Raw genomic sequence first — 12,243 nt, forward strand, 5'->3', positions numbered from 1 at the left:
GTTATCATCATAGCCCGATTATAAACATAACCATACAGGAGTCTTTATGCTTATTGGTGTACCAAGAGAGCTGTTAGACGGTGAAACACGTGTGGCGGCAACGCCAAAAACCGTTGAACAGATCAAAAAGCTCGGCTTTGATGTGCTCGTTGAACACAATGCGGGCTTTAAAGCGAGTTTTGAGGACAACGCATTTGTTAATGCAGGTGCGACTGTCGGCACGCAACAAGAGGTTTGGAATTCAGATATTATTTTTAAAGTGAATGCACCGACCGATGCTGAAATCGCCCTTATTAAAGAAGGCGCAACGCTAGTGAGTTTTATTTGGCCTGCACAAAATCCGCAATTAATGGAAAAATTGCAAGCTAAGAAAATCAATGTATTGGCAATGGACGCTGTGCCTCGTATTTCGCGTGCACAAGCACTTGATGCATTGAGTTCAATGGCGAATATTTCCGGCTATCGTGCGGTTATCGAAGCGGCGAATGCATTCGGTAGCTTCTTTACCGGTCAAATTACTGCAGCAGGTAAAGTACCGCCGGCGAAAGTGCTGGTTATCGGTGCGGGTGTTGCCGGTTTAGCGGCAATCGGTGCGGCAAACAGCTTAGGTGCGATTGTTCGTGCTTTTGACTCTCGTCCGGAAGTAAAAGAACAAGTGAAATCCATGGGCGCAGACTTCTTAGAAATTGATTTTGAAGAAGAAGGCGGCTCAGGCGACGGTTATGCGAAAGTAATGTCGGAAGAATTTAACCGTCGTGCGATGGAACTTTACGCCGAACAAGCAAAAGAAGTGGATATTATTATCACTACGGCGGCGATTCCGGGCAAAGCTGCGCCTCGTTTAATCACCAAAGAAATGGTCGATTCAATGAAACCGGGTTCCGTGATTGTCGATTTAGCTGCGGCAACCGGCGGTAACTGCGAATATACCAAAGCGGGCAAAGCGATTGCTACTAAAAATCAAGTAAAAGTCATCGGTTATACCGATTTCCCTGCACGTTTACCAACGCAATCTTCACAACTTTACGGTACAAACTTAGTTAATCTACTCAAACTGCTTGCACCGAATAAAGACGGTCAAATCGACATTAATTTCGAAGATGTGGTATTACGTGGTGTAACCGTAGTACGTGACGGCGAATTAACTTGGCCGGCTCCGCCGATTCAAGTTTCGGCTCAACCGCAAAAACCAGCGGCTGCGGCACCGATTGAGAAAAAAGAAGAAAAACCGACCGATCCTCGTGTGAAATACGGTGTGATGGCAGGTGCCGGAGCGTTATTCTTATGGTTGGCATCCGTAGCGCCGGCGGCATTCTTATCACACTTCACCGTATTCGTATTAGCCTGTGTGGTGGGATATTATGTGGTTTGGAACGTCAGCCACGCATTACATACCCCGTTAATGGCGGTAACCAATGCGATTTCCGGCATTATCATTGTCGGTGCGGTGTTACAGATTTCTCAGCCTACCGGTAATTTCTTCGTGGATATTCTTGCGTTTATTGCGATTTTAGTCGCAAGCATTAATATCTTCGGCGGTTTCAAAGTCACGCAACGTATGCTTGCAATGTTTAGAAAAGGTTAAGGAGAAACTCATGTCTTTTGGATTTGTAACGGCCGCATATATTATTGCTGCGATTCTCTTTATTATGAGTTTAGCAGGGCTTTCTAAACACGAAACGGCAAAAGCGGGTTGTTGGTACGGTATTGTCGGTATGACAATTGCGTTAATCGCAACCATTTTCGGCCCGCAATCGCAAGGTACGCTTTGGATCTTAATCGCCATGGCAATCGGCGGCTTTATCGGTGTGAGAAAAGCCGTAAAAGTTGAAATGACGGAAATGCCGGAACTAGTGGCGATTCTACATAGCTTTGTAGGTTTAGCTGCGGTATTAGTCGGTTTTAATAGCTACGGTTTACACGTAGATGCGATTCCGCCGGCAAATTTAGATGAAGTCGCATTAGCGGCATTCCAAGCCGAACAAGCGACACTCGCTAACATTCATAATGTTGAAGTGTTCCTCGGTATCTTTATCGGTGCGGTAACTTTCTCAGGTTCATTAGTGGCATTCGGTAAATTAAGCGGTAAATTATTCGGTCGTAAAGTGTCTTCGGCTGCATTAAATATTCCGCATAAACACAAATGGAACTTAGCGGCATTAATCGTTTCCGCATTATTAATGATCGTCTTCTTAAATCACCCTGAGAATATTTTCCCGGTGTTGATTATGACGGTAATCGCATTAGTATTCGGCTGGCACTTAGTATCGTCTATCGGCGGTGCGGATATGCCGGTAGTGGTTTCAATGCTGAATTCATATTCGGGTTGGGCGGCGGCGGCGGCCGGTTTTATGTTAAGTAATGACTTGCTCATTGTAACCGGTGCGTTAGTAGGTTCGTCTGGTGCGATTTTGTCTTACATTATGTGTAAAGCAATGAACCGCTCGTTTATCAGCGTGATTGCAGGCGGCTTCGGTACGGAAGTTAAAGCAAGCTCAGGAGATGAAGAACAAGGCGAACACCGTGAAACCACCGCAGAAGAAGTGGCGGAAATGCTGAAAAATGCAAGTTCTGTGATTATCACTCCGGGATACGGTATGGCGGTGGCACAAGCACAATATCCGGTTGCGGAAATTACGGCAAAATTACGTGAGAAAGGCGTTAATGTACGTTTTGGTATTCACCCTGTTGCGGGTCGTTTACCAGGTCATATGAACGTATTACTTGCAGAGGCAAAAGTGCCTTATGATGTCGTGCTTGAAATGGATGAAATCAATGATGATTTCGCAGAAACCGATGTCGTATTGGTTATCGGTGCGAATGATACGGTAAACCCGGGGGCATTAGACGATCCGTCAAGTCCAATCGCAGGTATGCCGGTATTGGAAGTGTGGAAAGCACAAAACGTTATCGTATTCAAACGTTCAATGGCGGTTGGTTACGCAGGCGTTCAAAACCCATTATTCTTCAAAGAAAATACCCAAATGTTATTCGGTGATGCGAAAGAGCGTGTGGATGACATTTTAAGAGCATTAAATAGCTAATCCAGCGACATAAAAAAGAGATCTTCGGATCTCTTTTTTGTTTTGTATTTATTGCTCCGTTCGAAATGTATAGATTCTACCAACCGCCCCCAATCGATTTATATAAACGAATCAAATTTTGTGCTTGTGAGAGTTGTGATTGAATCAACTTTTCTTGTGTGCTATATGCGGTAATTTTAGCACGAAGTGCCACATCTAACGTTTTATCGCCATATTTAAACAGTTTTTCCGAATCAATCGCTTGCTTATTGGCTTGTTGGTAATACTTTTGTAACAGGTGATTTTGATTGTTTAACGCATATTGTTGTTGATAGGCGGAATCCACTTCGGCTAAAGCGGTTAAAAGCGTTTTGTCATATTGAATTAAAGCGGCTTTTAAACTTGCTTCCGCAGCTTCAATATTAGCGGCGATTCTACCATTGGTAAAAATAGGCAATTGTACGCCGAGACTTGCCAATCCGGCCAAAGACGAGATATTACCTAAGTCTTGATCCAGTTTTAAATAACCGCCTTGACCTTGAAAAGTAATATCAAAACGAGGGTAAAGATCCGCTTGTTTGCCGGCTAAATTCGCTACTTGTGCTTGCACTTGTTGCTTTGCCGCACGTAAATCGGGGCGATGATCGAGTAAGCTGCTAGGCTGCGTACCTCTTGGTGTATTCGGTATTTTAATTAAAGCATGATGTTTTTTTTGTAACCGGAAAGCTTGCGGAGCTTTACCGATTAAAATAGCGATATTTCGCTGAAATTCGTCCGCTTGTGCGGATAATGTCGCTTGTTTGGCTTGTATTGCGCTGATTTGTCCGTCAATTTCATTCAGTTCATAAGCAGTGGCTTGACCTGCGTTAAATCGCCCTTGGATATAACGTTTAAGCTCTTGCAGAGCAGTAAGTTGCTGCGTGAGATTATTATTCTGCTTGTCGGTAGCGATTATACGAAAATAGTTATTAGCAATTTCGCCGGTAATCAGCATTTGAGCGGCATAAATTTGTTCTTGTTGCGCCAATGCAAGTGAGGCCGCTTTATCCGCTTCACTTTGTTTTTTTCCGAAGAAATCAAGTTCCCAAGATAAATTAATACCGCCATAAACATCGGATATTTGTTTACGGTCGGGATTAACTCTATCCAAATTTACATCACTAACGCCGGCACCTGTTGAACCGCTCGCACCAATATTAATGCCTTGGTCGGCTTGTCTATAGTCTGCATAGGCTTGCGTTTCGGCAAGGCGAGCTTGCGCGAGTTTAATATCCAAATTATGTTGCAGCCCTTGCTCAATTAATGCGGTGAGTTGCGGATCTTGCCAGTTTTGCCACCATTGGCGGATATTTGTCACCTTATTAGTCGTATTGGCATATTCGAATTGTTCAGGTAATTCAATATCGGACTGCAATTTGACAACTTCTTGGTTTTGACAAGCGGTCAAAATTAAGCAAAAAATTGCAAAAGAGGCATATTTCTCAATCTTCATAGTTGTTCCTATATACTTATCCCTGTTTGGAGAGCATTGATTTAAATTGATAGAGGGCAAGGCTTAAAAATAGGGCTCCCACTATTGCCATTTTAGCTAAATAGTGCCATACCATATCAAGACCCGCACCACGAAATAGCACGTCTTGAGCGTAAGCGCCAAGCATGGTGACAGGAGAAAGTTGAGTTAGATTTTGTGCGAGCTGAGGCATATTTTCCAGTGGCGACATTGAACCGGACAATAAATAGAGAACGAGGTAAATCGGCATACAGAGTAGTCCGAATTGCGGCATTGTCGGCGCAAACACAGCGAGTAAAATACCCAATGAAGCAATGGAGAACAGAAAAATTGCCGCTCCTAAGATGAAAATAGCAATTTGCTGATTTGCCAGCGGCGTACCTAATATGCCCGCGACTACGATTTTTAAAGAAAAGCCGGCGGTTACTAATAGTACCAAACCATTGGCAAGAGTTTTAGCCGTCATAATTTCACTGGCACGCACGGGCATTACCAATAAATGTTCTAGCGTACCTCGTTCCCGTTCTCGAATCACTGCCGAGCCCGCCAAAAGTAGAGTTAGAAGCGTTAAATTACCGACAATTTGTACCGTTCCCATAAACCATTCGCTTGAATGGTTAGGGTTATATAAAACATTAGCGACCACATTTATGGGAGCTTGTAATGTACTGATACCAAGAAATTGCTGAATTTCTCGGTTAAAAATTTGTGTAATATAAGAAGAACCGATATTCGCTTGTGTCATTGCTGTGGCATCCACTAAAAGTTGTAAATGCGGCGACTTACCGCTTGAGAGATCTCGTTGGAAATTAGCCGGGATTTCGACTACAAACGTAAATTTACCGTTATCCATTAGATATTCGACTTGGTCGGCTTTTACTTCTTCAATGGTTTTGAAGTAGGGCGGAATCAGAGCATCTTGCAAACGATAAGACAGTGTGGAGTGATCATAATCGACAATTGCAACGGAGCCGTTTTTGACATCCGTCATACCTTGCTTAGCAATCGTCAATATGGCAGCGGAAAACATATAGATAATCATCGCCACCAACACTTTATCACTAAAGAGGCTTTTAAATTCTTTGGCTGAAAGAAATGCCACATTTTTGAACCAACGTAACATATTACTTTTCCTGTTTTTTTAATGCCAAAGTGGCAAGAGTGAGGTAAACAAAATAAATGAGGGCTAGAGCTAAATAACTCTGCTCAAATTGAGTAAAACTTAATCCTTTAGTAAAACCGCCTAAGCTGATTTGTTGAAACCATGCTCCCGGGAAGATTTTAGAAACCAGTTGAACACTAGCGTCCAGCCGTGAAACAGGATACATCACACCGGAAAAATTGACCGACGGGATCATTGATACAATTGCCGCTACAAAAATTGCAGCGACTTGTGATTTCACAAAACTTGAAACGAGCAAACCAAAGCCGGTGGATGCGCAGATGCCTAACAAGACACCCAAGAACATTGCCGGAATTGAGCCTTTAATCGGAACATCAAATACTATTATTGCAGTTAGCACCAACACTAAATAGCTTACAAAGGCTAAAACGATATAAGGCAGTTGCTTGCCAAATAAAAACTGAAAGGGCGAAGCCGGCGAGCCGTATAGATTCATAATAGAACCAATCTCTTTTTCACGCACCACACTTAGTGCGGTCATCATCGTTGGGATCATCACCATGGCTAACATAATAATTCCTGGCGTCATTGCAAAAATACTTTTGAAATCTTGGTTATAAACCATTCTTGGCTCAATCAGATTATTTTGCGTGATAGTATAAAGCCTGCTTGTTTTTGCATATCTTTTACATATTGTAAGATAACACCTGTGGCCGAACCTTTTAAATTTTCTGCAGTGGAAGGAAAAGCTCCGTCAATAAACAAGCCCAGTTCCGGTTGTTGTCGGCGGAGTAGATTCCGTCCGAAGTGTGCCGGAATTTCTAAAACAACACGTACTTTACCCGCTTGTAGGACGGAGCTAATTTCATCGATCGAATATAAATTCTCTTGCAAGATGAAGTAACGTGAGCCTCGAAAGCTTTCAATTAATTTACGACTTTCCGAACTGTTATCATGATCTAATACTGCCATTTTTAACGGATTAATATCGAAGGAAATACTGGAACCCATAGCCAACAACATAATCAGCGGCCCGAGTAATGCGAATAATAAGCGGATTTTATCTCGGAGTAATTCTTTACTTTCTCGTAAAGCAAAGGTGGTGATAACAGAAAAGTAATGGGTAAATTTTTGCCAAAATTTGACCGCTTGTACCGGTTCTTCTTGAATCTCCTGAACTTCGTTGGATTCGCTTGGCATTGTGATGTCGTCCGCCTGTTCTTCTAAATATTTAATGAAGGCTTGTTCTAATGTGGCGGATTGTTTTTCAAGGCGTAACGCTTCAGGCGAACCAACCGCTAAAACTTTGCCTCGATGCATAAGAGAAATCCGATCGCAATGTGCCGCTTCATTCATAAAATGGGTAGTGACGAAAATAGTGATGTGATCTTCACGTGAAAGTTTAATCAAATAGAACCAAAACATATCGCGCGCGGCAGGATCCACCCCTGATGTAGGTTCGTCTAAAATTAAGACTTCAGGTTTGTGTAAGCAAGCGGCAGCGAGTTGTAATCGTTGGCGAATCCCCAGCGGTAAATCGGCCGGTGTATATTCTGCCGCCTCTAATAAATCAAATTGCGTTAATGCCGCTTGGATTCTGCTTGACCATTCATCTTTCGGCAGTTGATAAAGTTTAGCGTGTAATGCAAGGTTTTCTTTAACACTCAATTCTTCATACAACGAAAAGGCTTGCGACATATAGCCTACCCGTTTACGAGTATCAATATCGCCGGCATTGATAGGCTGACCTAACAATGTCGCCTCGCCTTCGGTAGGATCTAGTAGGCCGGTTAGCATTTTCATCGTAGTGGATTTACCGCAACCGTTTGAACCGAGGAAGCCAAAGATTTCACCTTTGGCAATTTCAAAACTGACATTATCTACGGAAATAAAATCACCGAATTTTTTGGTTAAATTTTTAGCAATAATAACGGGCGATTCATGCGGTGAATATTGGAATGGCGGAATTTTAATACCGTTTTCCGCTCCTCGTTTTTCCGGTGGCAATAATTTGATATATGCCTGCTCAAGATTTTGTACTTGCATTTCTGCAATGAGTTGTCGAGTGGGTTTATGAGCAATAATTTTGCCGTTATCCATCGCTAAGACGTGCGCAAAATTTTCGGCTTCATCAATATAAGCGGTTGCAACAATTACCGTCATTTCCGGCGATTCGGCACGTAGTTCTTTTACTAACTGCCAAAATTGGCGGCGAGAAAGCGGATCAACGCCGGTAGTCGGTTCATCTAAAATCAGTAAATCCGGATTGTGTACTAAAGCACAGCATAAGCTAAGCTTTTGTTTCATACCGCCAGATAATTTTCCTGCGGGACGATCGGCAAAGGGTAATAAGCCGGTCGCTTTAAGTAAACGTTGAATTTTAGCTCGTCGTTGTAACGGAGAAAGACCGAAGAGGCGCGCATGGAAATCGACGTTGTCGTAAATCGACAACGTGAGATAGAGATTTTTGCCTAAACCTTGCGGCATGAAGGCGATTTTGTGAGTAAGAGCTTCACGTTCGGCTTGGTTCGCAATATTTTGACCAAAGACGGTAATAGACCCATGCTGTAGGATTTTCACACCTGCAATGAGTGATAAGAGAGTGGATTTACCCACACCGTCAGGACCGATTAAGCCAACGGTTGTACCTTTTTCCAGTTCAAAAGAAATCTGTTCGAGTGCCGTTTTTTTGCCGTAAAAATGGCTGACGTTTTCTAGGCGTAGGGCAATAGTTTTCGATTGCATAATTTAATTATCGCTTGGCAGTTTAATAGCTAAATCGTCCGACCAACTTGCTTGTGTATCATATTTGACATAACCCATTGCAGTCATTCCACCTTTAAGCAGGTTTTTATGTTGTATAGCAATATCCGTTGGAATTTGTAATTTGATTTTAAACATTAACTTACTTCGCTCCTCACTGGTTTCTACCGATTTCGGCGTGAACTGTGCTTCCGAAGCTACAAAGACCACTTTCGCGGGAAACACAAAATCAGAGCCGTCAATTTTGATGCGGGCTTCATCATTTAAGCGGACTAAATTGGATTGATGGGCAGGCAGAAATACATTGAGGTAAACGGTTGAAGTGTCGAGTAAACTGACTACTTTGCCACCAATGCCAACTACGGAACCCAACGTAGCGATTTTATATTCAATACGACCGTCTAACGGCGCTCTGATTAACATATCATCGTTTTATGAATCGGCCTGTTCAGCGAATGCTTTCGCTTGATTTACCGTAGCTTCGGCTTGCGAGATGGTTGCTTGCGCTTGGGTTATTGTCGCTTGAGCTTCCGCCTTAGCCGCTTTAGCCGTTTCTACGGCTGCGAGTGACGCTTTGTAATTAGCTTGACGACGTTCCAATTCGCTGCTTGAAATTAAATTATCACGGTGCAAATTTTTCGCATTACTCAATTCTAATTTAGCGATATTGGCTTTTTGCTGTTGGGCTACGATTTCTGCATTTGCACGGCTGGCAGCTTCTGTCGCTCGACGTTTTTGTGCTTGAGCGTTATTCACAGAGGCTTCGGCTGCCGCAATTTGTGCTTGAGCAGAATTAACTTGGCTTTGCGACTGGCTGGATGAAAGACGTACAAGCGGTTGATTTTTACTTACATCTTGTCCTTCTTGGATATAAATTTCCTCTACTCGACCGGCATAAAGAGAAGCAATATCAAGACGCTCCACTTCTATACGTCCATTAACGCTGGCGATGCCTTGCAACCCATTATCGGTAGGCCAATTTTTTTGTAAAAAATAACTTCCGGCTAATGCGGCGGCAATTAAAATGACAATGGCAAATTTTTTCATAGAATTTCTCTTGCTTAAAAAGTATGTAAAAAATTCTAAAAAAATGACCGCTTATCTGCAATCAATAATAATCAATATAATGTTGCTTAAGCTGACAAAACTGGCTAAATTGTCGCTTAAATAACTTTTTAGGAGAAAATATGAAAAAAGAAGATCCTCGCATTAAGCGTACTCGAATGTTGATTCAGACCGCTTTCCTAAAATTGTTGGAAACTAAAGCATACGAAGAAATTACGGTACAAGATATCTTAGATGTTGCCGAGGTGAATCGTTCTACGTTCTATAAGCATTATCTCAACAAAGAAAAGTTGATTGGGCAAATAATCGGACGGCTTAAAGAAACGATAATTTTACCTTTATTAGAACAACGATTTAGTATTCCGACTAAAGCATTCGCTCTAGTAGCCGTGCCGATTATTAGCGAACACCGCTCGGTATTTAGGATACTTTGGCAAGTTGATACTCAGCGCATTAGTTTGAAAAAAGACTTTTTTAACTTAGTAAAAAATAAATATATCAGTGTGTCACGGCACAAATTTGATCGCACAAGTGCAGAACTGGAATTTCAAGGCACATTATTTGCCTATATTTCGGTTGGAATGTTTGAGCATATCATTCAAGGTACGGAAACGATTGACCCTGACATCGAACATCAAAATATTGAGGATGTGTTATCGTTTTTTAATATGGGATGATGCACAGAGATCGTTTTCGGCATAGTAAGTACAACTGTACTACTATGCCGCACGCCGGAGAAAATATGCTAATCGTCTTGATTAATTCGGCTGGAAACCGCACTTTGCTGGTTTTTATATTTAGCGTCTTTACGGGCATTGTAAGGTTTTGCCGCATGACCGCTTAGAATCTCAAAACTTAACGCACCGATTGCCATATTAGGACGTAGAGCAAGCGGTAATTTACCGGCATTGAAAAATTCCAATACGATTTTACCTTGCCAACCCGGATCGATTCGGTGTGCCGTTACGTGTACCATTAAACCTAAGCGAGCTAAAGAGGAGCGACCGTCTAACCAGCCGACGACATTATCCGGTAAAGTAACCGATTCTAATGTCGTTGCAAGTGCCAATTCACCCGGATGTAAGAAAAAGGCTTCGCCGTCGGCGATAATAATTTCTTCACTCATCACTTTGTGAAGCTGTGCGGTCACTTCTTCACGAGGGCCGCTTAAATCTATATAAGGTGTGGCGTGTTCACGAAAGACGCGGAAAGAATTACCTAAACGCACATCAACGGTTGCGCCGGTAATTTTTTCATTTGAAGGACGGGGAATTATTTCAATAATCCCTTCGTCTAAATAACGTTCGATATCGGTATCACATAAGCGCATAGTAAATCCTATCGTTTAGATAATAACTGTTTAATTTGAGCTTTTAAAATATTGATCGCAATACGGTTTTTACCGCCTTTCGGGACGATAATATCCGCATACTGTTTTGACGGTTCGATAAATTGTAAAAACATCGGACGCACCGTTTTACGATATTGAGCGATAACGGAATCCATCGTTCTGCCGCGTTCTACCATATCGCGCTGTAAACGGCGAATAAAGCAAATATCTAACGGCGCATCTACGAAAATAGAAACGTTGATTTCATTACGAATTTCTTCATCGGTAAGTAACAGAATACCTTCGAAAATAATGATTTTTTTAGGTGCGAAATTTTTGGTTGTCGTTTTACGGTTATGTTCCGAATAGTCATATTCGGGGATCTCGATCGCTTCTCCTTGTTTTAATTGACGGAGATGTTCAACGAGTAGGTGATGATCTATTGAGTTCGGATGATCGTAATTCGTTTTCACCCGTTCTTCCATGGTCAAATGGGTTTGATCTTTATAATAAGCATCTTCCGAAATGATACCGATATCGTCCGAGTTAAGTTCTTCTTTTAATTCTTTATAAATTGTCGAAGCAATAAGACTTTTACCCGATGCGGAGGCACCTGCGATAGCAATCACGATACAAGCTTGGTTTTCAATGGTTTCAGACATAATCGGTTCCTAAATATATTCATGCTCAAAGAAAAGGATAAAATTCGGGAGATTATACCGCATTTTTGTAAAATTTTGCGTATAATCGACCGCTTGTGGGGTCAATCGAGAGGAAAAATGGACGTTTTTATTCAAGGTTTTATTGTGTGCTTCGGGTTGATTGTGTCAATCGGTGCGCAAAATGCTTTTTTACTGAAACAAGGGATCTTAAAACAACACGTATTTTGGGTCGCTTTACTCTGTTTTTTAGGTGATGTATTTTTAATGACGTTAGGTGTACTAGGGTTAGGTTCCGTCGTAGCGAATTTGCCTATGTTAAGTTTAGCCATCGCTTTACTGGGAGCCTGTTTCTTATTTACCTACGGCAGTCGCTCGTTTATCAGTATTTTCAAGAGCGTAGAAGCACTGAAAGCAAGTAATGAAAATGCGACGAGTTTGAAAAGGGCATTGATGATTACCTTTGCGATTACTTTTTTAAATCCACACGTGTACATCGATACGGTAGTGATTTTGGGCGGAATCGGCGGGCATTTGGATTTTGACGGCAAAATGGCGTTTCTTGCCGGCGCATTAAGTTGTTCGTTCTTATGGTTTTTTGGTGTCGGTTACGGAGCCGGTTTTCTATCGCCTTATTTTGAAAAGCGCAGAACATGGCAAATTTTAGATTTTCTTACCGGTGTGATTATGTATGCGATTGCAATCAGTTTGACGGCATATGCTTTTCAGCTGGCTAAACAAATTTTTGCTTGGTAGGCGGTTAAATTTTA

8 protein-coding genes and 2 pseudogenes are annotated in these 12,243 nt (G+C 42.0%); 4 read left to right on the plus strand and 6 right to left on the minus strand.

All coding sequences use genetic code 11. From position 1 onward, the window contains the following. The first annotated feature begins 46 nt into the window (after positions 1 to 46). Together pntA and pntB are read left to right on the plus strand one after the other, a co-directional pair. Complete coding sequence (gene pntA / locus DY200_RS02335; RefSeq protein WP_115586778.1) at positions 47 to 1,585, plus strand: Re/Si-specific NAD(P)(+) transhydrogenase subunit alpha; 1,539 nt, start codon at positions 47 to 49, stop codon at positions 1,583 to 1,585. Between the two features lie 10 nt (positions 1,586 to 1,595). Continuing rightward, positions 1,596 to 3,044, plus strand: coding sequence for a Re/Si-specific NAD(P)(+) transhydrogenase subunit beta (gene pntB, locus DY200_RS02340; protein WP_115586779.1), 1,449 nt, complete (start codon positions 1,596 to 1,598; stop codon positions 3,042 to 3,044). A gap of 76 nt (positions 3,045 to 3,120) precedes the next feature. Here the strand turns inward: pntB and DY200_RS02345 are convergent, their stop codons facing one another. The 4 genes and pseudogenes from DY200_RS02345 to DY200_RS02360 all read right to left on the minus strand — a co-directional run bounded on the left by DY200_RS02345 (position 3,121) and on the right by DY200_RS02360 (position 9,466). Further along, positions 3,121 to 4,515, minus strand: coding sequence for an efflux transporter outer membrane subunit (locus DY200_RS02345; protein WP_115586780.1), 1,395 nt, complete (start codon positions 4,513 to 4,515; stop codon positions 3,121 to 3,123). 16 nt (positions 4,516 to 4,531) lie between these two features. Next, positions 4,532 to 5,656, minus strand: a complete 1,125-nt coding sequence (locus DY200_RS02350; protein WP_115586781.1) for an ABC transporter permease — start codon at positions 5,654 to 5,656, stop codon at positions 4,532 to 4,534. A 1-nt stretch (position 5,657) separates the two neighbouring features. Beyond that, positions 5,658 to 8,401: pseudogene (gene rbbA, locus DY200_RS02355) on the minus strand (ribosome-associated ATPase/putative transporter RbbA). A gap of 3 nt (positions 8,402 to 8,404) precedes the next feature. Then, positions 8,405 to 9,466: pseudogene (locus DY200_RS02360) on the minus strand (HlyD family secretion protein). A 140-nt stretch (positions 9,467 to 9,606) separates the two neighbouring features. Here DY200_RS02360 and DY200_RS02365 point away from each other — a divergent pair. Then, entirely contained in the window at positions 9,607 to 10,161 is a 555-nt protein-coding gene (locus DY200_RS02365; protein WP_115586782.1) for a TetR/AcrR family transcriptional regulator, read from the plus strand. 68 nt (positions 10,162 to 10,229) lie between these two features. On the opposite strand, the gene dcd is transcribed toward DY200_RS02365, so the two are convergent. Together dcd and udk are read right to left on the minus strand one after the other, a co-directional pair. Continuing rightward, positions 10,230 to 10,814 carry a dCTP deaminase gene (gene dcd / locus DY200_RS02370; protein ID WP_005597311.1) on the minus strand — a complete coding sequence of 195 codons (585 nt, stop codon included), beginning with the start codon at positions 10,812 to 10,814 and terminating at the stop codon, positions 10,230 to 10,232. An 8-nt stretch (positions 10,815 to 10,822) separates the two neighbouring features. Then, complete coding sequence (udk, locus tag DY200_RS02375; RefSeq protein ID WP_115586783.1) at positions 10,823 to 11,476, minus strand: uridine kinase; 654 nt, start codon at positions 11,474 to 11,476, stop codon at positions 10,823 to 10,825. A gap of 117 nt (positions 11,477 to 11,593) precedes the next feature. Here udk and DY200_RS02380 point away from each other — a divergent pair, with 117 nt between their 5' ends. Then, positions 11,594 to 12,229 carry a LysE/ArgO family amino acid transporter gene (locus tag DY200_RS02380; RefSeq protein WP_115586784.1) on the plus strand — a complete coding sequence of 212 codons (636 nt, stop codon included), beginning with the start codon at positions 11,594 to 11,596 and terminating at the stop codon, positions 12,227 to 12,229. Positions 12,230 to 12,243: the final 14 nt, after the last annotated feature.

Origin of the sequence: Actinobacillus lignieresii (assembly GCF_900444945.1) — a bacterium.
In the GTDB taxonomy this organism is placed as follows: Bacteria; Pseudomonadota; Gammaproteobacteria; order Enterobacterales; family Pasteurellaceae; genus Actinobacillus; species Actinobacillus lignieresii.